This window comes from Planctomonas sp. JC2975 (assembly GCF_012985205.1).
Lineage (GTDB): Bacteria > Actinomycetota > Actinomycetes > Actinomycetales > Microbacteriaceae > Humibacter.
In genome coordinates, this window is the sequence record NZ_JABEKS010000003.1 from 50,025 (window position 1) to 72,540 (window position 22,516).

Here is a 22,516-nt window from a genome sequence, read left to right on the forward strand (position 1 = left end):
GACGGTTCGACGCCCGCCGACTCGATCGGTTTGACGAGTCCCGGGCTTCTAGGGGACGACGATGTTGAACGCCGGATCGCCCTGCGTGAGCACGGACGTGAGCGCGGTGAGCACACGGGCATCGCCTGAGATCGTGACCCCGGGGCTCTGCTGGTCGCCACCGACGAGCGCGAGCAGCCTCGGCTTGGTCAGTTCGAGTGTGACTCCCGCCGTCGATGGATCTGCCGCTGTCTCGAGGTAGACGAGGACGCCGTTGTGCAGGGTCACCCGGAAGTTTCGCGACTCGTCGGTGAGTGTGATGTCGAGGACGAGATCGAGATCCCATGCCGTCGGGCCGTGCACCGAGATGGCGATCGAGTCGAGCAGCTGCTCCGGAGTGAGCTGCGCCAGGATCTCCGGCGGGTTCGTCCGGGTCGGCGTGCCGAAGTTCCCTTCACGCAGTTCAGTCGCGCCCGACAGGAAGAAGTTGCGCCACGTGCCGTTCTCCGCGCCGTAGGCAAGCTGTTCCAGGGTGTCCGCGTACAGCGTCCGTGCAGCAGAGTTCTCCGTGTCGGCGAACACGGCGTGGTCGAGCAGCGTCGCCGCCCAGCGGAAGTCGCCTGAGTCGTACGCCGCCTGCGCGAGCTCGACGACGCGATCCACGCCGCCGATCGCAGCAACGTACCGTTCCGCCAGCGCCTTCGGCGGGTGCGGCCAGAGCCTGGCGGGGTTGCCGTCGAACCATCCCATGTATCGCTGGTAGATGGCCTTCACGTTGTGGCTCACACTGCCGTAGTATCCACGCGCGTGCCAGGCGTTCTCGAGTGCGGGCGGCAGCGTGATCTCCTCGGCGATCTCGGCTCCGGTCATGCCCTGGTTGAGCATCCGCAGCGTCTGGTCGTGCAGGTAGGCGTAGAGATCGCGCTGCAGCCCGAGGAACTCACGGATCTCCGCGTTGCCCCAGGTCGGCCAGTGGTGCGAAGTGAACACCACGTCGGTGCTGTCTCCAAACCGTGCGATGGCTTCCGTGAGGTACCTCGACCACACGCGCGGGTCGCGCACGAGTGCACCACGGAGGGTGAGCAGGTTGTGCAGCGTGTGCGTGGCGTTCTCCGCCATGCACAGTGCCCGGTACTTCGGGAACAGGAAATGCATCTCCGCCGGCGCCTCGGTACCTGGCGCCATCTGGAACTCGATCTCGAGCCCGTCGACGGTGTGCTTCTCACCGGTCTTCGAGACCTCGATGGTCGGTGGCACGATGCCGGCGTGACCGGTCGAGGTCGTCTGCCCGAGTCCCGCGCCGACGGCTCCCCTCGGACCACGATCCAGCGCTGCACCGTACATGTAGCCGGCGCGACGTCCCATCGCCGTGCCCGCGTAGACGTTCTCTGCCACGGCCTCGGCGACCGTGTGCTCCGGCGCGATCACCTGAACGGAGCCGGACGCGAGCTCGTCCTTGGTGATGATTCCGAGCACACCGCCAAAATGGTCGATGTGGCTGTGCGTGAAGATGACGGCCCTCACAGGGCGGTCTCCGCGGTGCTCTCGATAGAGAGCCAGCGCAGCGGCCGCCGTCTCCTTCGAGATCAGTGGATCGATGACGATCACCCCGTTGTCCGTCTCGACGAAGCTCACGTTCGAGAGGTCCAGTCCACGCACCTGATAGATGCCAGGGACAACCTCGAACAGGCCGTGCTTCGCGACCAGCGACGACTGCCGCCACAGACTCGGATTCACCGTCTCGGGACCGTCACCCTGCAGGAAGTCGTAGCTGTCGGCATCCCACACGACCGTGCCGTCGTCGTCCTTCACAACAGCCGGGCTCAGCGTGCCGAGGAAGCCACGGTTGACGGCCTCGAAATCCCTGGTGTCCGCGAAGGGCAGCGCGTCGCGCAAAGATGCCTGCTGCCTGCGGATCGCTTCTGTCGTGTCGTTCTGTTGCATGGTTCCTGCCTCCTATGGCGCCGCCGATGATCGCGTGATCCAGCCGAGCGGGTAGCCGGACCGCACGCGAGAGCGTTCATCCAGCTTCACGCTCAACGCCATGGCTCGCCGGGCCGCGGCGAGCCTTTCACCCTGCGCGGAGGATGTGGCGCACGGGTGACGGGCGAGATCCGCCATTGCTCGAGCTGGTATCGACAACCCGAACAGGCGGCCGGGTTCGATGACGCTAAGCGGCGGCTGGTTTCGACGAGCTCGAGCAGCGGTTGGGTCAGCGGACGGTGAGACTCCGCAGCCGCTCCCGCTGCGCGTCCACATCGAAGCGCGGGGGTGGCCAGCCCAGCTCCATGTCCTGCAGCGCCTCGATGAGCAGCTGCTGAACGGCCAGCCGTGCGTACCACTTGTGGTCCGCTGGAACCACGTGCCAGGGGGCGTAGTCGGTCGACGTTCGGGTGATCGCGATCTGATACGCCTGCCGGTACTCCGGCCAGAGCTCCCGCTCGTCGAGGTCGGCGGGATTGAACTTCCAGTACTTGTCCGGCCGGTCCAGCCGGTGCAGCAACCGGCGCTCCTGCTCATCGAATCCGACGTGCAGCATCACCTTGACGATCCGTGTGCCGCCATCGACGAGCTCACGTTCGAACTCGTCGATGGCGGCGTAGCGACGTTCGATCTCTTCGGGCGATGCGAGGGCGCGCACGCGTCCGATGAGCACGTCCTCATAGTGCGAACGATCGAAGACGCCGATGATCCCGGGGCGGGGAACGTGCGGACGCACTCGCCACAGGAAGTCGTGCGCCAGCTCCTCACGCGTGGGCTTCTTGAACGCGGTGTAGTGCACGCCTTGCGGATTCACGGCGCCGACCACGTGTCCGACGATGCCGCCCTTGCCCGCCGTGTCCATGCCCTGCAGCACCAACAGCACGGCACGGTCGTCGCCATCGATGCCCGCCGCGTACAGCCGCTCCTGAAGTTCGGCGAGCTCCGCGGAAGCCCCGCGCAGCGCCCGCTTGCCCGACTTGCGGGATCCGTCGAAGCCGGGGCGCGCATCCGACGGCAAGGCCGACAGGTCGAAACGGGGTCGGGCGACGAGCCGGACACCTGGATCCACGATCCAGTGACGGGAGTTCAAGTCTTCGTTCGCCACGATCCTCCTCTGCGCGCCCTAGCACTCCACCCTTGTCACCTGGGCAGCGGCACTTCGAGGATGCTCGTTCCCGCCGGCGGTGCAGACAGCGCCTGGTCCAGTTCGCCGCGCGTCCCCGCCCGGCGGTAGCTCCAACCATAGGCCTCGGCGAGCGCCTCGAGCTCGACGTGCTGCGGTGTCGTGAGCACACGGCGGAGAGCCGAGGGCGGCGCTGTCCTCGCGACCTCAAGCGAGTCGAAAATGGTTCCGCCGCCGTCGTTGCCGACCACGACTTGCACGGTCGGTCGCCGCTCGCCCTCGCCGAAGAGCAGCGAGCCCACGTCGTGCAGCAGAGCAAGGTCGCCGAGTAGCACACGCATCGTTCCCGACGGCGCCTCCGACTCGGCGGGCTGGGCGGCCAGCGCGATCCCGATCGCTGTGCCGATCGTGCCGTCGATGCCCGCGAGCCCGCGGTTGGAGTGCACGCGGATCTTCTTGCCGGGCACGACGGAGTCGAGGTCGCGGATCAGGCGGGACGCGCCCAGCACGAGCCGGTCGTGCGGCCAGGTGAAGCGCCAGAGCGCCTCGGCGAGCATGCGCCGCGTGATGGGAGCGCGCACGGCGGCGAACTCCGTCTTCGCGAACGCGAGTCGCTGCTCGGGCGAGTGCGACCGACCAGCCTCGACATCGGGCGCGACGTGGTCAGCGGATGCCCGCGCATCCTCATCGAGGAGTGCTCGGCTCCCGAAGACCCAGCGTCCGACCCACGCCCTGGCGTCTCTGTCGAGCGGGTCGACATGCGCCGCATCGACGGATCCCACGATCCGAGCGGATCGCGCAGGGTCGTATACGTCGTCACCGATCGGCGCGACGACGACGACCTCGACATCCGGCCGTTTCAGCAGCGCCGGGACCTCGCGGCTGAGCGTCGGATGCCCGAACACGACGGCGCGCTGGATTGCATCGCCGAAGTCTTCCTCGTGCAGGAGGTCGCGGTAGCGCACGACGAGATTGGGCCCGAATCGGGCGCCGCTCGACGCCTCGGCCAGCAGCGGCCAACCGCCGTCGCGCGCAAGCTGCTCCGCCTCGGGTCCTGCCGCATTACCAGCGATCACGACGGTGCGAACGCCGGGTGACAGCGAGAGATGCCGGCGGTCCAATGGGACGGACGACGCCCCGTCCGACCGCGTCTCAGCAACGCCGGCGAGCCCGGGCTGCGCCGTGCCCGGCTCCGTGGGGCCGGGTCGCCCTTCGACGTGCCTCGCCGGCTCTGGCGGCTCGGTGGATGCATGGCCGAACACGCCGGAGAGGTCGGGCACCGCGACGGACAGGGGTTCACGGAAGGCGAGGTTGAGGTGCACAGGGCCGGACTCGTCGACGGCAGCGGACCACGCCTGCGCGGCGAGGCCGGCGTAGGCATCCGCTTCGCCCTCGGCACCGGTCGGTGCGTCGACGTCGAGCGCTCTGCGCACCGCACCTCCGTACATGCCGGCCTGGACGGTGGTCTGGTTGGAGCGGATGCCGCGCAGCTCGCTCGGCCGGTCCGCCGTGAGCACGAGCATGGGCAGGTTGGAATGGTGTGCTTCGAGCACGGCGGGGAGCAGGTTCGCCGTCGCCGTGCCGCTCGTCGTCACGATGGCCGCTGGGCGACCGGATTCCGCCGCGAGCCCGAGCGCGAGGAAGCCGGCGACGCGCTCATCCAGGCGCACGTGGAGTTCGATCGCGCCGATCCGTTCGAGTTCGGCGGCGACGAGAGCCAGAGCCTGGGATCGGGATCCGGGAGCCAGCACGACGTGTCGAAGACCGGCATCGACGAGACGAGTGAGCAGAGAGACGGCGGCGTCGGTCGCGGGATTGCCGGTCTGGATGGGTACCGCGCGCTGCTGGGCGGGCTCAGGCATCCCGGCGGCCGTCGGAGTCGCCTGGGCGCTTCTTCGTGTCGTCGAGGTCGGCGAGCTCCTGCTCGAGCCGACGGATGCGCTCCTGGTCGCGCCTGTCGCGTTCCAGGTTGCGCAGGAAGTCGGGATCGTCGTCGGGGGCGACGATCCGGCGACCGGATGCGGTGCCCCTGCGAGGCCGTCCGATGGCGAACCACAGGATGCCGCCGATCAACGGGAACACGATGACGATCGGGATCCACGCCGCCTTCGGCAGTCCGCGCACGCGCTCGCGCTCCGCCAGCGCGCAATCCACGATCGAGAAGATGTAGAAGAGCGCGGCGATGACTCCGACGATGAGCCACACGCGAATCATGTGGCCATATTAACCCGGCTGCACCGGGTGGGTTCCTGTGAGGTGCCGCCGAGACCTCCGTGCAAAGGGTGTCGGCGCCCGCCCGCCCGCGTCGCACGGGCACTTTCTCGCTCGCGAGATCGACGAGACTGCGTGATCCTCACAGCGCCCTCACCGCGTCAGCGTCCCTACACTTGAACGGTGAAACGCATTCCGGCTTGGCTCACCTACACCGTGTTGCGGCTGCTCTTCATCGCCGTTCCGCTGGTGGTGCTGCTGATCGTGCTGCCGTCGGATCTGTGGATCGTCTCGGCCGTGGCATCCGTCGTCATCGGGTTCTGCCTGTCGTACCTGTTCCTGCGCGGACCGCGCCAGGGCGTCGCCGATCAGCTGGCCGCAGCGCGCAGGCGGGAGCGCACCGAGGCGAAGCCGACTGTCGACGACGAGGTCGAGGACGCGGCTGTCGACGCCGCCGACCACACCCGCAAGACGAACTAGCCTGCCGCTTCCGTCGCCCCGTTGGCGCGACGAGGCACCACGTCGCCAACGCTCCACGCTCTACGAGGCGGCGGGTGCGCCACCGAAGGCGACCGCCTTACCGGCTGACCGCGGCGCGCCGGGCGGGCGCGCTGGAGCTGGGCATGGAGGCCATTTCCGGACTCCATCGCGACGCTGGCGCTGGCGGCCGTCTCGGCCGTCAGGTGCGCGCAATCATCACAGCGGGGAGAGAGCCAGGGCCATCCCGAAGAACGCGGCGTAGAGAAGTGCGCTGATCGAGGTGAGCTGCAGCGCGATGATCAGCTCCCGAGGCGTGCGAGCGAAGATCGTGATGATGATCGCCGGCAGGGCGGCGATGAGCGTGAAGAATCCGAGCCAGCCGAGCGTGTAGAGCAGGCTGACGAGGGCGAGGATCAGGAACGGCACGAGCACGAAGATCGTGTAGAGCACTCGCGCCCACGTGCGTCCCACGAGAACAGCGAGCGTGCGCTTGCCGGCCTGCCGGTCCGCGTCGATGTCGCGGATGTTGTTGACCATCAGCACGGCGCAGGCGAACAGGCCGACGCCGACAGCCCCGAACCAGGCCACCTGCGACACGTCCAGAACCTGCACGAACATGGTGCCGGCCGTCGCGACCAGACCGAAGAACACGAAGACGAACACTTCGCCGAGTCCGTAGTACCCGTACGGATGCTTGCCTCCGGTGTAGAACCACGCCGCGGCGATCGCGACGGCGCCCACGATGAGCAGCCACCACTGCTGCGAGGCGACGACGAGCAGGATCCCCGCCACCGCGCCGAGGCCGAAGAAGATGAGTGCCATCGCCAGCACACGGTGCGGTTTCGCCTTGCCGGATCCGGTGAGGCGGCTCGGGCCGACACGGTAGGCATCCGTTCCCCGGATCCCGTCCGAGTAGTCGTTCGCGTAGTTCACGCCGATCTGCAGGCACAGCGCGACGACGAGGCAGAGCAGTGCGCGGATCCAGTGGAACACCTCGGGACTGGTCGCGGTGACCGCGGCTCCTGTCCCCGCCAGGACCGGCGCGATCGCGAGCGGAAGCGTCCGCAGACGCGCGCCGCCCACCCAATCGCGGAAGGTCGCGGGGGCGACTGCCCCGCGTCGACCAGCCGGATGCCCGCCCTTGCGCTTGGACTTGGGCGTCTGTCGATTGCGCGCGCTGCTACTCACAAGGCGGAATGATATCGATCACGGTTATGGCCGTCACGCCCGTGGCCCGTCTCGCACGGGACGCACGCGTCTTCGACTGCGTGACGCACGCACGGTCAGCCTCCGGAGAGTGCCGTGAGCGCGACGCGATCGGGCTTGCCGGAGGCGAGCAGGGGCATCCGCTCGATCGTGACCACCCTCTCCGGTGCCGCCGCATGCCCGAGCTCCGCCTGCACCGATGAGCGCAAGTCCGGAAGCGGAAGCGCAGGCTCGCCGGCGACCACGACGACGGGCACCTGTCCCCATTCCGCGCTCGTCGCGGCGACGACGACGGCTTCCGCGAATCCCGGATGCGCACGAACGACGCGTTCGACGGCATCGAGCGACACCTTCTCCCCGCCGGAGATGATCACGTTGTCGGCGCGACCCGTCACGGACAGACGTCCGCCGGGGTCGACGGATCCGAGGTCGCCGGTGCGGTACCAGCGCACGCCGTCCGCGGTGTGGAAGGCGGCATCCGTGCGCTCGCGATCGAGGGTGCCGTCGACATCCAGGTAGCCCTCGGCGAGCACGGGTCCGGAGAGCTCGATGCGGCCGTCGACCTCACGCGCGGCCACCGTGCCGATCGGGACGCCGTCGTATACGCATCCGCCGCCGGTCTCGCTGGAGCCGTAGGTGCGCACGATCCGCAGACCGGATTCCAGTGCGCGCTCGCGAAGCGCCGGCTGCAGCGCCTGGCCGCCGATGAGGAGGGCGTCGAAGCGACGCAGAGTCGTGAACATGCTGTGGTCGCCGCGGGAGGCGGCATCCGTCGCGGCGTCGAGAAGACGTGCCAGTTGAACGGGAACCAGGGAGGTGAAGCGGTGGTCTGCGTCGAGAGCGGACGCCGCCGCGCAGAACGCGACGGGATCGAAGTGGCCAGGCGGCAGGATGATCGGCTCGGTGCCCGCGGCGATCGACCGAACCAGCACGTTCGCGCCGGCGATGTAGTGCGCAGGCAGGGCGAGCAGCCAGCGGGCGGTGCCCGGCTGCTGCCCGCCGATGGCGCCCGCGGATGCTGCTGCGCTCGCGAGCAGCGCGTCCGCGGACAGTGCGACGCGCTTCGGCGCCCCCGTGGAACCGGACGTCTCGACGACGAGCGCGACGTTGCGCGGCACGGATGCCGGGGCGCCGGTGGTGCCTTCGCCGGCAGAAGCACCATCGGTTGGGAAAACTGAGGCTCTACCATCCGCGTGCTGCCGAGGCAGCACGGCCGGGCCGTCGCCGCTCAGCGCATCGCGGAGCGCCAAGTACACCGCGTGCGCGTCGTCGGCATCGATCACGGAGAGGGCACGGGTCACGCTTCAACGGTAGTCCGGCTGTCGCTCGGCTCGCGCCGCGCCTGAGCCCGACGCCACCCCGGCACCGTCTGTGCCTGACGCCACTCCGGCACCGTCTGTGCCGAGAACAGCAGGTGTCGTCGGAAACAGCGGGAATCCTGCTGTTTCCGACGCGAGAGCGCGATCACTGCTGTTGCGAGGACGGCCTGGGGCCGTCGGCACGGTCCGGCTTCAGAACGGACCGGGAAAGAGCGCCCGGTCAGTACCGCGAGGGAAACGGCGCCCCGGTCAGTACTGCGAGGGAAGCAGCGCGGGTCAGTACTGCCAGGGAAACGGCGCCCAGTCGGGGTCGCGCTTCTGAAGGAAGGCGTCCCGGCCCTCGACTGCCTCGTCAGTGCCGTACGCCAGCCGGGTCGCCTCGCCAGCGAACACCTGCTGCCCGACCATGCCGTCGTCGACGGCATTGAACGCGAACTTGAGCATGCGGATGGCCGTCGGCGACTTGCCGAGGATGGTCCTGGCCCAGGCCAGCGCCGTGGACTCCAGCTCGTCGTGCGGCACGACGGCGTTGACCGCGCCCATCTCGTACGCCCGCTGCGCCGAGTACTCCTGCGCGAGGAAGAACACCTCGCGTGCGAACTTCTGCCCGATCTGCCGCGCGAAGTAGGCGCTGCCGTAACCGGCGTCGAAGGACCCGACGTCGGCATCCGTCTGCTTGAACTTGCCGTGCTCGGCGCTCGCGATCGTGAGGTCGCAGACCACGTGCAGCGAGTGGCCGCCACCCGCCGCCCAGCCCGGAACGACGGCGATGACGACCTTCGGCATGAACCGGATGAGCCGCTGCACTTCGAGGATGTGCAGGCGTCCGACCGCCGCATGACTTCCTGGCCGATCGGCCGTGCCGCCTGCACCGTCCACGATCGCGGTCTCCGAATCGGAGTACTTGTAGCCGTCACGGCCGCGGATGCGCTGGTCGCCTCCCGAGCAGAACGCCCACCCTCCGTCCTTCGGGCTCGGCCCGTTGCCCGTGAGCAGCACGACCCCGATCTGCGGATTCTGCCTCGCGTCGTCCAGCGCCGTGTACAGCTCGTCCACGGTGTGCGGACGGAACGCGTTGCGCACCTCGGGACGGTTGAAGGCGATGCGCGCGATGCGCCCGTCGTTGGACAGGTGGTACGTGACGTCGGTGAACGCGGATCCGACGGGCGCCTGCACCCATTCGTCCGCATCGAAGAGGTCGGAAACCTGCTGGGTCATGGGTTCAAGCCTAGAAGGGCTACGCCCCCAGCCACTCCCTCGCCGCCACGACCAGTGCCTGCACCCCGACCTCGAGCGTCGGATGCATCAGCGGGGCGAAGAACGGCGAGTGGTTCGACGGGATCTCGGCATCCGTCGTGCCATTGGCGAGCGCCTTCGTGAACAGCTGCGGATCCAGGCCGCCGAGCAGCCAGTAGACGATGGGCGCGCCTGCGGCCGTCGCCAGCGCGCCGACATCCTCGCTGCCGGTGACCGGCCCTGGAGCGATGACGCGCTCGGAGCCGAATGCCGCGCGGAACGCCCCGAGAACGCGCTCCGTCGCCGCCTCGTCGTTGTCCACGACGGGGAACGAGTCGAACGTCTCGATGTCGGGGTCCCTCCGGGCCCCGGACGCGGCGGCTTCGGCGCTCGCAATGCGCGTGATCGCCGAGATCACGCGGTCGCGCACGTCACTGTCGTACGTGCGGATGTTGATACCGAGCGTCGCATGCGGCGGGATGATGGTCGATTTCGTGCCTGCCCTCATGGTGCCGACCGTCACGACCGCCGTCTCGCCGCCCGCCACCTCGCGCGACACGATCGTCTGCAGCCGCATCACGGTGGCCGCCGCCATGACCACCGGATCCACCGTCGCCTCCGGCCGCGACCCGTGGCCGCCTTCTCCGTGCAGCGTGATCCTCACGTCGTCCGTCGCCGCGAAAGCGGGGCCGGCGTGCACGCCGACGACGCCGGCCGGCGCGGGAGCGACGTGCTGGCCGAGCACGATGTCGGGCTTCGGCACGCGATCGTAGAGACCATCCGCGATCATTTCGTTCGCACCCGTGCCGAACTCCTCCGCCGGCTGGAAAACGAAGACGACGGTGCCGCTCCACTCGGAACGCGAGCCGGCGAGCGCCTCCGCGGCGCCGAGCAGACAGGTGACGTGCACGTCGTGCCCGCACGCGTGCATCACCGGCACGTCGTGTCCGTCGCCGTCGGTTCCGCGTTCGGCGCTCGCGTACGGCAGCCCGGTCTCCTCGGCGACCGGCAGGGCATCCATGTCGGCGCGAAGCAGTACGACAGGACCGTCGCCGTTGACGAGCACGCCGGCGACACCGGTGCGCCCGATGCCCTCGATCGCGTCGATGCCGAGCGAGCGCAGGCCGTTGGCGACGATCTTCGCCGTTCGGTGCTCCTGATACGACAGCTCAGGATGCCTGTGCAGATCGGTGTAGAGCGATTCGAGATCCAGGGCCATCGGCTTCCTCCTCATCCGGCGACCGCCACACCCCGTGGCGCAGGTCTCCAGTCTCTCCCTGGTGGAGGCCACGCGGTGCAACACTGAGTGGATGCCAGCGCAACTCCCCGCAGCCGACCTCCCGCCGCTCGCCGATCTGCTCGCGGACGCGAGCGTCGTCGCGCTTCCGATGGTCACGAAGTTCCGGGGCATCACCGTACGCGAGGCGCTGCTGACCCGCGGGCCCCGCGGCTGGACGGAGTTCTCACCGTTCGTCGAGTACGACGACGAAGAGGCCGCGGCCTGGTTGGCCGCCGCGATCGACTTCGGCTGGGGCGAGGATCCGGAGGTGCTGCGCGAGAGCATCCCGGTCAACGCGACCGTTCCTTCCGTCGCGGCAGCGGATGTCGCATCCGTGCTGGCGCGCTACCCGGGCTGCCGGACCGCGAAGGTCAAGGTGGCCGAGCCGGGCCAGCAACTCGCGGATGACATCGCCCGCGTCGCCGCGGCGCGCGACGTGCTCGGACCCGAGGGGCGCATCCGGGTCGACGCGAACACCCTCTGGAATGTGGACGAGGCCGAGCACGCCATCCACGCGCTGGCACCGTACGACCTCGAATACGTCGAGCAGCCGTGCCCGACCGTTGAGGATCTCGCCGAGGTCCGCCGTCGCGTGAAGTACATGGGCATCCCGATCGCTGCCGACGAAAGCGTGCGCAAGGCGTCGGATCCGCTAGCCGTTGCGCGAGCCGGCGCCGCGGACGTGCTGATCGTGAAGGCGCAGCCGTTGGGCGGCATCCGGTCCGCTCTCGAGATCACCGCATTGGCCGGGTTGCCCGTTGTGGTGTCGAGCGCCATCGACACCTCGGTGGGGCTCGCCATGGGCGCCATGCTCGCGGCCTCCGTTCCGCGTCTCGACTACGACTGCGGGCTCGGCACCGCCGCACTCCTCGCTGCCGATGTCACGCGCGAGCCCCTGACACCGGTCGACGGCGCCATCCCGGTGCGCCGTGTCGAGGTGGACGCGAGCCTGCTCGCCGACCACGCGGCGGATGCCGACCGCCGCGACTGGTGGCTGGCCCGCGTGGAGCGCGCCTACCGCGTGCTCGAACAGCGAGGCGCCGCCGAGCGTCCTTGAGCCGCGCCCGCTTCGCCGCGGACGCGACCCGGATTCACGCGACCGCACCTGTGCATCCGCGGCGCTCTCGCACGTTCTGCAGAGGGATCGCATGGCGCAATCGCCGATCGCGGGAATGTCGGTGGTGCGAGGCAAGTTGTTGTGATCACGCGGCAACGGCGCCGGTCGATCACGACGGGGCGGGTCCCCGTCTTCGAAGGGACCAGCGCATGGCTGACGTCGACGCACCACCCCGCACCACCGGGCTCATTGTCGTGGAGAACCGCGGCAGGACCACCTTCGCCTTCTGGACGGCGGCCGCCGTCATCGTGACCGCTCTCTGGGCCAGCGGATCCCCCGCGATGGTCTATCCGCTGTACGAACGCGCGTGGCAGCTGTCCCCTGCGGTGACGACGTCGGTCTTCGCCGTGTATCCCATCGTGCTCATCGTCGTGCTGCTGCTCCTCGGCGATCTGTCTGACCACATCGGCCGCCGCACGTCGATCCTCATCGGACTCGCATCCATTGCGACGGGGGTTCTGGTGTTCGCGCTCGCGCCCAGCGTGGAGTGGCTGTTCGTCGGCCGCGTGTTCCAGGGGCTCGGCGTCGGGCTCTCGCTGAGCCCGGCGGGCGCCGCACTCGTGGAACTCGACCGCACGGGCAAGCGGGCCAGCAGCGTCAACACGGCAGCCATCGCGGTCGGCCTGACGCTGGCCACGGTCGTCGGCGGCCTGCTCGTGCAGTACGGCCCCGCTCCCCGCGCACTGACCTTCTGGGTGCTGCTCGGATTCATTGTGGTCGTCGCTGCGGCCGCCGTACTCCTCCCCCGTCACGTGCGGGACGAATCGCTGGCACCGTGGCGGCCTCGGCCCATCCACGTGCCCAAGGCGATCAGGGGCATCCTCGCCATCGCTGCCCTCGCGATCACGCTGAGCTTCGCAGTCGGTTCGGTCTTCATCTCGCTTGGCGCCCAGATCGTGAAGGACGTGCTGCACACCGACAACGCGTTCATCGCCGGTGCGGTACTCGCGATCGGTGCGGCGATCAGCGGCGTGGTGTCGATCGCGCTGCGCCGGATGCCGCCCCGCGCCGCCGCCGTCCTCGGCGGTGTCCTCGGGGCCCTGGCCGTCATCGCCCTGGTGGCGAGCGCCTACGAATCCTCGCTCCCGCTCTTCATCGCCGCGTCGCTGCTCTTCGGCGGCTCGAGCGGTGTGCTGTTCCTCGGCGGACTCGGACTCATCGCCGCGAATGCCGCACCTCGGCACCGCGCAGGCACGCTTTCGATGGTCTACCTGGTCGCGTACGTCGGTCAGGTGCTGACCTCGGTCGGACTCGGCGTTTTGGCAACGGGGCTCGGACTGCGCACCGGACTCGACATCGTCGGGCCGCTGCTCCTCCTGCTCGCTGTGGCGACGATCGTCGTCGCTGCCCTCGCCGGCCGGCGGACCTCGACCGATGCGGCCTCGAACGGGGGCGCGCCACGCCGTGACGGCGCGGAGAACCGACCGTGCCCAACGGCCGGCATCACGGTCGACTGAGGATCAGCGCTCCGCAGGGACGCACTCCGGGGCAGCGCCCGGTGAGGCCCGTCTCAGTGCCCGGGCGACCCGACGCCTACGACGTCAGGCCGCTGTACGAGTGCAGGCCGTGGAAGAAGACGTTCACCACGCCGAAGTTGAACATGACGGCGCTGAAGCCGATGAGCGCCAGCCACGCCGACCGGGTACCGCGCCAACCGCGGGTGGCGCGAGCGTGGATGTATCCGGCGTAGATGACCCAGATGATGAACGTCCAGACCTCTTTGGTGTCCCAGCCCCAGTAGCGGCCCCACGCCTTCTCCGCCCAGATGGCTCCGGCGATGAGCGTGAAGGTCCAGAAGATGAATCCGACGATGTTGATGCGGTATGCCAGGTTCTCCAGCGTGTCCGACTTGGGCAGCGTCGCCAGGAAGCGGAGCTGCGTCGGCTTGTCCTGGGCGACCTGGTGCTCGCGCCGCACCTGGAGAAGCTGCGCGGCCGAGAGCGCGAATCCGAGCGCGAAGAAGGCCGTCGCCAGCAGCGCCACCATGATGTGGATGACGAGCCAGTACGACTGCAGCGCCGGCGGCAGCGGCACGACGGGTACGTAGTACTTGGTCGTGGCGATCATCAGCAGGATGCAGACGAGGAAGAGCACGAACGTGCCGAGGTAGCGCACGTCGAACCGCAGGTTGGCGAGCAGGAAGATGCCGACGATGATGAGCGTGCCCGTCATCGAGAATTCCCACATGTTGGCCCATGGCACGCGCCCGGCCGCAAGCCCACGGAAGAGGTCCGCGAGGAGGTGGGTCGAGAATCCGACGATGGTGACGACCATCGCCACCCGCAGGCTCGTCGAAGTGACGCGGTCGCCGTGCACGTCGTCTTCGATCCGCGACGTCAGGCGGGCGATGGCGGCAGAGCCGGAACGGCCGCCCGAGCCGCCGGAGGCCGCGGCGCGGGTCGCGGTGACCGTCGCGGTCGCGGTGGTAGCGGCATCCGCTGCACCGGTTCGGCCGGATGCGGCACCCGCAGCACCGGCATCGCCCGCTTCGACGAAGAGCACGTCTTCGGTCGCAGCAGAACGACGTGAAACGGCGCTGGGCACGGATGCAGGGATCGTTGCTCGCGCACTTCGGCGCGCGAGGTCGAGTGCGAAGAAGACGAACGCCACGGCATAGAGGCCCATGGCCGCATAGATGAAGATCTGCGAGAGAGTGTCGAGCACGATGTCAAGAATCCTACGTCGTCTGATGCGTCCGCTGACCGGCCGGTTTGCCGGTCAACTGCGCGATGTGCTTGTCCGCGATGGATGTCACGGCGTCGTCGAGCCGCGGATCCTCACCGCGGGCGAGCCCCGCGTACTCCAGCCGCAGCGATCCGTCGCTCTGGCTGATGGCCTTCACCCACAGCCGTCGCCGCGGCACGAACAGCGAGGTGAGCAGGCCGCCGAGCACGAGCACGGCGAACAGCAGTACCCAGAGCTGCGTGGGGTCGTGATGGATGTCGAGGCTCGCGAACCGCTTCACGCCGTCGAAGGTGACGGAGCCGAGGCCGTTCGGGAGCTGCTGGGTCTCGCCAGGCTTGAGGTCCAGCGCCTTGGACGCAGTACCGGGACCGGCGATCTGCTTCATCTTGTCGATGTCGAGTGTGTAGACGGAGACCGGGACGCCCGTGTCGAGGCCGAGGTCGCCCTGGTAGATCGTGAGGCCGAGCATCGGATTCCTCGTATCGGGGAAGCTCGACGCGTACGCGCCCGTCGACAGCTTCGTCGCAGTCGGATAGAAGAATCCGATCATGCCGAGCTGCTGCTTGAGGCCGTCCGGCACCTTGATGACACCCTGCGATGTCATGTTCGCGTCCTGCGACGGGAACGGGATCGCGTCGTGGAAGACCTCTTTGCCGCTCGGGTCGCGCACGGTGATGACGGGGGCGTATCCGTTGCCGAGCAGGTACACGTTCGTGCCGCCGATGCCGAGAGGCTCGTTCACCTTGATCGTGCGGGTGCTGGCCGTGCCGTTCTCGGTCGTCGTGACGTGCGCCGTGTAATCGAGCGGTGAGCCGAGGGCGTTCTGGTTCGTCGTGTCGTACTTCACGTCGAGCCCGTCGAGCTTCAGCGAGTAGGGCGCGAGCGAGCTCGTGTCGACGAAACGACCGGGGTTGAAGGAGTCGTAGTTGACGAGCGTGTTGACGAAGCTCTGGCCGTCGACGACGATCCGCTGACCGGTGAATCCGAATCCACCGCCGACGCCGACCGCGAGCAGGATGCCGACGAGCGCCGCGTGGAACACGATGTTGCCGGTCTCGCGCAGGTATCCGCGCTCGGCCGACACCGAGGCGTCCTTCCCCGTCTCGACCACGACGGTGCGGTATCCGGATGCCTTGAGCAACTTCTGCGCCGAACTCACGGCGGCCTGCCGCGCGGCGAGCGCGTCCACAGGGCTCCCGTCGGATGCCACAGCGCCTCTGAGCACCCGCACCCGGTATCCGGCCATGCGCTGCAGCCGAGCTGGAGTGCGCGGCGGCTTCGCCTTGAGTGCCTCGAAGTGGTGCTTGATGCGCGGCACCACGCAGCCGACGAGGGAGATGAACAGCAGGAGGTAGATCGCCGAGAACCATACCGACGTGTACGTGTCGAAGACCTGGAGCTTGTCCATGATCGGATACAGCGTCGGGTGCTTCTGCTGCCACTCCACGACACCGTTCGGATCGGAAAGGTGCTGCGGCACGAGGGATCCCGGCACGGCTGCGACGGCCAGCAGAAGCAGCAGGAAGAGGGCCGTCCGCATACTGGTGAGCTGTCGCCAGAACCAGCGCATCCAGCCGACGAAGCCGAGCTTCGGCTGGGTCAGATCGTCGGCATCCGGGGTGTCGACATGGCCGGAGGGCCGGCTGTCTCTGCGGGCCTGGGCCCGCTTGGCCTTGGCGCGCTCCGCGCGGGCGGCGTTCTTGGCGGTTGCGGTGCCGGCGTTCGCCGCGTCGTCGGCGATTCCGTCGCGACCCGTGTCAGGCAGCGTCTCGGTGTCAGAGTGCTGTTCCAAAGCTCGGGATCACCCCCGCGAGCGCGATGATCCACTGGTTCCAGACTCCGGAGACCATCAGGATGCCGATGGCGATGAGCAGCGCACCGCCGACCACGTTGATGACGCGGATGTGCCGCCGCATGAAGGCGACCGCCCCGGACGCCCAGCCGAGGCCGAGCGCGATGAGCACGAACGGCACGCCGAGGCCGAGCGCGTAGAAGAGGGCAAGGACGGCGCCCTGCCACGCTGATCCGCTCGAATAGCTCATCGACTCGATCGCCACGAGGGTGGGCCCCGTGCACGGACTCCAGCCGATCGCGAAGATGATGCCGAGCAGCGGCGCCCCGGCCAGACCGGTGAGCGGACGCCACTGCGGCTTGAACGTGCGCTGCAGGAACGTGAACTGGCCGACGAACACGAGTCCGAGCAGGATCAGTACGACGCCGGCGATGCGGGTCAGCAGATCGCGCCACTCGATCATCCAGAAGCCGAGCGCCCCGAACACGAAACCGGTGAGCACGAAGACGGCCGCGAATCCGAGCACGAACAGGGCGACTCCGAGCACCAGCCGGTTGCGGCCCGTCCGGTCGACGGCCGTCTTGGTCGCCGTTCCCGTCGCGCCGCCCGAGACGCCGGCGACCGCTGCAGCGGATGCCGTCTCCCCGGTGAAACCGCCGATGTAGGCGAGGTAGCCGGGCACGAGCGGCAGGATGCACGGCGACGCGAACGAGATCAACCCGGCCAACAGCGCGACCGGCACGGTCAGCAGCAGGGGTGCGGACGCTACGAAGTTCCCGATGTCCATCAGGCGACCGCGCCCACTAGTTGCCCTCGGCGAGTGTTGAGTTGATCAGCGTCGTGAGCGTCGAGGGCTGCGCCGCGATGTCGCCAGCGATGCGAGCAGCGATCCGGCCCTCTTTGTCGATGACGAAGGTCGTCGGCGTGGCGTTGGGGCGCATCGATCCGCTGAACGCGAGCTGCACGGCACCGCCGTCCACATCGAGTATCGACGGGTAGTCCATCTTGAACTCGGCGTCGAACGACTGCGCGGTCGTCGCGGAGTCGCGAGTGTTGACCCCGATGAACTGCACGCCCTTCGCCTTGTACTGGGCCGCGATCTTCGTCAGGTCGGATGCCTCGGCGCGGCACGGCGGGCATCCCGCGTACCAGAAGTTGACGACCACGACGTCGCCGAGCGCCGACTTCGAGGAGAACGTGTCTCCGCTCTCGGTCTCGCCCGAGAAGTGCACGGGAGCAGCGCGGTCTGCGGGCTTCAGCTCTGTGACCCCGCTGCCTGCGATGTAGTTCTTGTCGTCTCCCGACGTGTACTGCTTGGCCAGGGCATCGTTGGTGCATCCGGTGAGCACCGCACCGACGGCGAGGAGCGCGGCGGCCACGGCGAGGATGCGGCGCCCCCTGGCACCGTTGGTTGCGACGCTCACACGGCCCCCACATCGGTCGACGCATCCGAAAGGGCGAACGCCGGATCGGCGTAGCCGACCTCGACGAGTTGTCCGCCGCGGCGCTCGAACGTGGTGATGCTGGAGAGCGAACACCGCCTGGTGCGTGGATCGTGCGCGAAACGCTCGCCCGCGACGGAGAGGTGGGCGATCCAGATGGGCAGTTGGTGGCTGACCAGCACGGCGTCCGCGCCGAGATCGGCGGCTGCACCAGACTCGCCGGACGAAACCGGGATGCGCTCGACGCGATCGAACGCGGCATGGATGGCCGCGAGCATCCGCTCCTCGATGGACCGATAGGCCTCGCCCCAGCTCGGCCGCAGCGGATTGACCAGCCACGGCCAGTTGAGCGGGTTGCGCAGGGCGTCGGACATGACCTTGCCCTCGAAGTGGTTCGCCGGCTCGATGAGACGCGCGTCCGTCTCGATTGGGCGGCCGTAGACCGTCGCGATCGGCGACGCGGACTCCTGCGTGCGCTGCAGCGGAGAAGCGATCACGGCCGCGACCGGACGGCGCCGAGCAACGAGATCGTCGGCCGCGGTCTGCGCCATGCTGCGTCCGAGCTCGGAGAGGTGGAAGCCGGGCATCCTGCCATAGAGGATGCCGTCGGGATTGTGCACCTCGCCGTGTCGGACGAGATGCACTTGGGAAGCTGCCACGGAACCCAAGTTTACGGATCCGGCGTCGGTGAATTCGCTGAAGGTGCGAGCAGAGCCACCGAGGAGCCGATGGGTTTCCGCCGGGGACGGTGATGCGGCGCTCCCCCTACACGCCTCTTTACGCGCATCCGATGCCACCGCGACGCGGATGCGACGAGCTGACGTACGCGGAGCCTCCCCCCTGGGCTCCGCGCCGTGATCGCGAATCTAGCGCGTCGGAGCATCGTCTGGGGATGGGGAGGTCTCCCCATTCCGGGTGATGAGGTGGGAGGCGCCGATCGCGGCGTTCGCCGCTCAGGTGCTCAATCGGCTCGGACGGACGAGCGAGCTCGCCCGTCCCTCACCTCAATCGCACCTAGAATCTTGTGGTGACTTCCCGCGTACTCGTCAAGAACCTCGCCGCCCTGCCGGACGGCCCCGTCACCGTCTCCGGATGGGTCGAGACCGTTCGGGATCAGAAGAAGGTGCAGTTCGTCATCCTGCGCGATGAGTCGGGCGATGTGCAGCTCGTGCACCCGCGAGCGGCGGCGCCCGCCGTCGAGGTGGTGGAGACGTCCGCAGACGAGCCCATCGGTGTGAGCGTGACGGATGACGTCGCCGAGACGATCTCGTCGCTGACACTCGGCTCGTTCGTCACCGTGACCGGCGAGCTGAAGCACGACGAGCGCGTGAAGCTCGGCGGCATCGAGGTGAAGATCCAGTCGCTCACCGTCGAGACCTCCGCGCACCCTGAGCTGCCGATCGCTGCCGACTCCGCGCTCGACAAGCGCCTGGACTACCGGTTCATCGACCTTCGTCAGCCGAAGAACAATCTCATCTTCCGCATTCAGACCACCCTCGAGCACGCCTGGCGCACCTGGTGGATCGACAACGGATTCGTCGAGGTGCACACTCCGACCTTCATGGCGACGCCATCGGAGTCCCGCGCCGAGCTGTTCCAGCTCGACTACTTCGACATGGGCACCGCCTACCTGGCGCAGAGCCCGCAGCACTTCAAGCAGATGGCGCAGGCCGCCGGTCTCGGCAAGGTGTTCGCGATCACGCCGGTGTTCCGCGCCGACCCGTCGTTCACCTCGCGCCACGCAACGGAGTTCACGAGCGTGGACGCCGAGATGAGCTGGATCGACTCGCACGAAGACGTCATGGCCATGCAGGAAGGGCTGCTTGTCGCCGGCTTGAGCGCGGTCAAGGAGAAGCACGGCGAGGAGATCCTCGCCGCGTTCGGCGTCGACGTCGTGGTGCCTGCGACGCCGTTCCCGCGCATCCCGCTCGCCGAGGCGCTCGAGATCGTCAAGCAGCGCGGCTACACGGTTCCCCGCGAAGACGGCGACATGGACCCGGAAGGCGAGCGCCAGATCTCCGCATACGTCAAGGAGACCTACGGCCACGACTTCGTGTTCCTCACGGACTACCCACTGTCGATCCGGCCCTTCTACCACATGGTCGACGAGGAGACCGGGCTCACGAAGAGCTACGACCTCATCTACAACGGCGTCGAGATCACGACCGGTGCCCAGCGCGAGCACCGCATCGACGTGCTCGAGAAGCAGGCCGTGAAGAAGGGCCTCGAGCTGGAAGGGCTGGAGTCCTACCTCGACTTCTTCCGTTACGGGATCCCGCCGCACGGCGGCTTCGGCATGGGCCTCGCCCGTGTGCTGATGCTGCTGCTCGGCGAGCAGTCGATCCGCGAAGTCACGTTCCTCTTCCGCGGACCGACGCGCCTCAAGCCGTAGGCACGGCGGGCGCGTTCAGGCGAAGGCGTCGGCGTCGTAGTACGTCACCTTCGACGCCCATCCGCCGGGGAGCAGCAGCGGTCCCCACTCGTCGCGCGCCTCATCCGAATCGAAGCTCACGTCGACGCGCTCGCGCCAGCGGCCGTCCGCCATCCGCTGCAGCGTGCCCTCCCACGTGACCCCGGGCGTGCGCTTGGCCTGCAGGCGCAGGTGCAGCCCGATCCCCCGCTCGCGTGCCAGCAGCGTGAGCAGCCCGCGATAGACGGATGCCCGCCCCACGTCCTGGAACCACGGCCGCAGGCTGCGCACGAGCACGTCGGCGCTCCACAGGATGGCGGTCGGAAATCCGGTGCGCGACTGGTAGATGTCCACGGCGATCACGCCCGGCACACGCCGCAGCGTGACGCGCAGCTCGTCCCGCGTCACGCCGTCGTCCACAGTCGAGTGGAAGTAGATGGGGACCGCGGGGCGTGGCACGTCGATTCCGACGCGGCGCGCTGCGAAGTCCGAGATCCGCTGGGCTCCGGCGAAGAACGGGCGGATGCCGTCCACATAGTCTGCGACGACCTGCGCTGGCGGCTCGGTCTCGATGGATCCCGCGGTCTCGGCGTAGCTCGGCGAATGGTGCGTCGCCGCGATGCGATAGCCCCGCGGCAGTGGCGGGCCGGCTTTCACGGTGATCCATTCACCGGCATCCGGTCCCGATCGGTGCACGACGACCCCGTCGTGCGGCACGACGATCGGATTCTCCCGCGCCTCGAGCCGCGGTACCGTATCGAGGATGTGCTCCAGCGACAGCACCCTGATGGTGCGCGGCAGCCGGTAGCGGCCGATCGGGGATCCGGCGGTCACCAGGTGGGTCACCGTGAAGTGCTCGCGCTCGGCCAGATCCGCGATCTGCGTGGCGACCATGCCACCGAGGCTGAATCCCGCGACGAGCACTGGCTCCCCTGAACGGATGCCGGCCTGCCGCATCGCCTGCACCGCAGCACGCGTGAGCGTGGTCTCGTGCATCGACAGCGCGACGAAGTCGGCCGTGAGGTCGTTCGGGGCTCGGCCGGCTCGCGGATGCCACGTCTGGGTGCTCGGCAACTGCACGATCCAGCGCACGCCGGCGCGCGTATCCGCTGCTCCCGGCGTCGGCGGAGCGCCGCCGGGCACGTCGGACGGCACCGCCTGGTCCTCACCGGCCGCGGGCTCACCGGGGGACGGGCTCTGCGAAGCATCCCCGCCGTCGGCGACGTCATCCACCCGCACGACGCGGATCACCGCGACGTCCGCGCGGTCGTCGAGGTCGGGATCGCCGAGGTCGTCGATCTCGCGCTGCGAGATGAACAGCTCGCGCAGCCCGCCGATCCGCGTGCGACGCATGGCCGTCAGCGCCAGACCCGGCAGTCCCAGAACATCCGGGAACGGACCGAGCGTGAGTCCGGAGAAGTGGCGAGGCGTGTTCCACTTGGCCTCCGCGGGACGGAACGGACCGGAATCGCTCTCGTCGCGCCACCACGTCAGGAAGTCGGCACGCTGAGGGAACGTGACGTGCAGGAACTCGTCGTACGGCATCACCGAGACGGCCCGGCCGTCGTCGAAGTACCCGAGGTTGCGGCCGAGGCCGATGAGCTTGGTCTCCAGCGACGGCACGTTGAACACCGCCACGTAGGGACGTGCACGCAGCCGAGGCAGCACGATCCCGACAAGGGAGGCCAGCAGGGCCAGCGGTGCGAAGAGGAAGCCGGCAGTCCGCGCGGCAAGCCCGATGAGCCTCGGAAGAGTGGACACCCACGCGTCGTTCACGGCTGTGGCACGCGCCGCACGGCCGAAGGGCGGACGCAATGCGAACGGATAGGGTCGCGCACGCAACCCGCGCAGCAGATACCACGCGAAGTCCGCGACCGTCATCACGATCCAGATGAGCCCGCGCACCGCCCACGCCACGACCGCCACGACCGCAGCCACCAGGCCCAGTGCGAGCATCACGATGGATGCCACGGCCACCATCACCGACAGCCCGACCCATCCGAGCGGTCTGCGCGGTCGCCGCAACCACGGCGGCAGCTGCGGTGCGGGAGTCTGTTCGACGTCAGGCTCTGGCGCGCTCATGCGGTGGTGCGCGTCGTGCGGACAGTCCCGGATCCGACGGCACGCGGCCTGCGGAAGGAACAACGGACGCCGCCGCTCGGCAGGCTGGGCGCAGCATCCGGGACCATGGCACCAGCATAGGGACGACCCTCGACCCGTCGAGGATGAGCGGATGCCGCGTCGCACCCCTTCG

18 protein-coding genes are annotated in these 22,516 nt (G+C 68.7%); 4 read left to right on the plus strand and 14 right to left on the minus strand.

Annotated elements, in window-relative coordinates; genetic code table 11:
* Nucleotides 1-48: 48 nt before the first annotated feature.
* From HII28_RS16340 to HII28_RS16355, 4 genes are all read right to left on the minus strand, one after another.
* Nucleotides 49-1,923: an alkyl sulfatase dimerization domain-containing protein gene (locus tag HII28_RS16340; protein WP_170026930.1), complete on the minus strand. Its 1,875-nt coding sequence runs from the start codon at nucleotides 1,921-1,923 to the stop codon at nucleotides 49-51.
* Nucleotides 1,924-2,191: 268 nt separating this feature from the next.
* On the minus strand, nucleotides 2,192-3,031 hold the full coding sequence (locus HII28_RS16345; RefSeq protein WP_346769402.1) for a PPK2 family polyphosphate kinase: 840 nt from the start codon (nucleotides 3,029-3,031) through the stop codon (nucleotides 2,192-2,194).
* A 71-nt stretch (nucleotides 3,032-3,102) separates the two neighbouring features.
* Entirely contained in the window at nucleotides 3,103-4,947 is a 1,845-nt protein-coding gene (gene menD / locus HII28_RS16350; RefSeq protein WP_170026931.1) for a 2-succinyl-5-enolpyruvyl-6-hydroxy-3-cyclohexene-1-carboxylic-acid synthase, read from the minus strand.
* Nucleotides 4,940-5,299: a PLD nuclease N-terminal domain-containing protein gene (locus tag HII28_RS16355; RefSeq protein WP_170026932.1), complete on the minus strand. Its 360-nt coding sequence runs from the start codon at nucleotides 5,297-5,299 to the stop codon at nucleotides 4,940-4,942. Before HII28_RS16355 ends, menD begins: the two co-directional genes overlap by 8 nt.
* Nucleotides 5,300-5,479: 180 nt before the next feature.
* On the opposite strand from HII28_RS16355, the gene HII28_RS16360 reads away from it, so the two are divergent.
* Nucleotides 5,480-5,776, plus strand: a complete 297-nt coding sequence (locus tag HII28_RS16360; protein WP_170026933.1) for a DUF4229 domain-containing protein — start codon at nucleotides 5,480-5,482, stop codon at nucleotides 5,774-5,776.
* Nucleotides 5,777-5,992: 216 nt separating this feature from the next.
* Here the strand turns inward: HII28_RS16360 and HII28_RS16365 are convergent, their stop codons facing one another.
* The 4 genes from HII28_RS16365 to HII28_RS16380 form a co-directional block, all read right to left on the minus strand.
* Nucleotides 5,993-6,964 (minus strand): 1,4-dihydroxy-2-naphthoate polyprenyltransferase, encoded by a 972-nt coding sequence (locus tag HII28_RS16365; protein ID WP_346769369.1) that lies wholly within the window; start codon nucleotides 6,962-6,964, stop codon nucleotides 5,993-5,995.
* A 95-nt stretch (nucleotides 6,965-7,059) separates the two neighbouring features.
* Entirely contained in the window at nucleotides 7,060-8,283 is a 1,224-nt protein-coding gene (locus HII28_RS16370; RefSeq protein WP_170026934.1) for an AMP-binding protein, read from the minus strand.
* Nucleotides 8,284-8,577: 294 nt separating this feature from the next.
* Complete coding sequence (locus tag HII28_RS16375; protein WP_170026935.1) at nucleotides 8,578-9,519, minus strand: 1,4-dihydroxy-2-naphthoyl-CoA synthase; 942 nt, start codon at nucleotides 9,517-9,519, stop codon at nucleotides 8,578-8,580.
* Nucleotides 9,520-9,538: 19 nt separating this feature from the next.
* The gene (locus HII28_RS16380) at nucleotides 9,539-10,756 is read right to left on the minus strand and encodes an amidohydrolase (RefSeq protein ID WP_170026936.1); all 1,218 of its coding nucleotides are present in this window, start codon (nucleotides 10,754-10,756) and stop codon (nucleotides 9,539-9,541) included.
* A 91-nt stretch (nucleotides 10,757-10,847) separates the two neighbouring features.
* On the opposite strand from HII28_RS16380, the gene HII28_RS16385 reads away from it, so the two are divergent.
* Both HII28_RS16385 and HII28_RS16390 read left to right on the plus strand, forming a co-directional pair.
* Nucleotides 10,848-11,873: an o-succinylbenzoate synthase gene (locus HII28_RS16385; protein ID WP_170026937.1), complete on the plus strand. Its 1,026-nt coding sequence runs from the start codon at nucleotides 10,848-10,850 to the stop codon at nucleotides 11,871-11,873.
* A 209-nt stretch (nucleotides 11,874-12,082) separates the two neighbouring features.
* A complete protein-coding gene (locus HII28_RS16390) occupies nucleotides 12,083-13,390 on the plus strand; it encodes an MFS transporter (protein ID WP_170026938.1) in 1,308 nt (435 codons plus the stop codon).
* Nucleotides 13,391-13,466: 76 nt separating this feature from the next.
* Here the strand turns inward: HII28_RS16390 and ccsB are convergent, their stop codons facing one another.
* From ccsB to HII28_RS19930, 5 genes are read right to left on the minus strand one after another with little or no spacing between them, the layout of a single operon-like run.
* Nucleotides 13,467-14,558 (minus strand): c-type cytochrome biogenesis protein CcsB, encoded by a 1,092-nt coding sequence (gene ccsB / locus HII28_RS16395; RefSeq protein ID WP_170027222.1) that lies wholly within the window; start codon nucleotides 14,556-14,558, stop codon nucleotides 13,467-13,469.
* A gap of 52 nt (nucleotides 14,559-14,610) precedes the next feature.
* Entirely contained in the window at nucleotides 14,611-16,410 is a 1,800-nt protein-coding gene (locus HII28_RS16400) for a cytochrome c biogenesis protein ResB (RefSeq protein WP_346769370.1), read from the minus strand.
* On the minus strand, nucleotides 16,394-17,197 hold the full coding sequence (locus HII28_RS16405; RefSeq protein WP_170026939.1) for a cytochrome c biogenesis protein CcdA: 804 nt from the start codon (nucleotides 17,195-17,197) through the stop codon (nucleotides 16,394-16,396). The genes HII28_RS16400 and HII28_RS16405 overlap by 17 nt, the downstream gene beginning before the upstream one ends.
* A gap of 16 nt (nucleotides 17,198-17,213) precedes the next feature.
* Nucleotides 17,214-17,834: a TlpA disulfide reductase family protein gene (locus tag HII28_RS19925; protein WP_346769371.1), complete on the minus strand. Its 621-nt coding sequence runs from the start codon at nucleotides 17,832-17,834 to the stop codon at nucleotides 17,214-17,216.
* Entirely contained in the window at nucleotides 17,831-18,511 is a 681-nt protein-coding gene (locus HII28_RS19930; RefSeq protein ID WP_346769372.1) for a histidine phosphatase family protein, read from the minus strand. The genes HII28_RS19925 and HII28_RS19930 overlap by 4 nt, the downstream gene beginning before the upstream one ends.
* 368 nt (nucleotides 18,512-18,879) lie before the next feature.
* Here HII28_RS19930 and aspS point away from each other — a divergent pair, with 368 nt between their 5' ends.
* On the plus strand, nucleotides 18,880-20,244 hold the full coding sequence (gene aspS, locus HII28_RS16415) for an aspartate--tRNA(Asn) ligase (RefSeq protein ID WP_170026940.1): 1,365 nt from the start codon (nucleotides 18,880-18,882) through the stop codon (nucleotides 20,242-20,244).
* Between the two features lie 15 nt (nucleotides 20,245-20,259).
* Here the strand turns inward: aspS and HII28_RS16420 are convergent, their stop codons facing one another.
* Nucleotides 20,260-22,344, minus strand: a complete 2,085-nt coding sequence (locus HII28_RS16420; protein ID WP_170026941.1) for a hypothetical protein — start codon at nucleotides 22,342-22,344, stop codon at nucleotides 20,260-20,262.
* Nucleotides 22,345-22,516 lie beyond the last annotated feature (172 nt).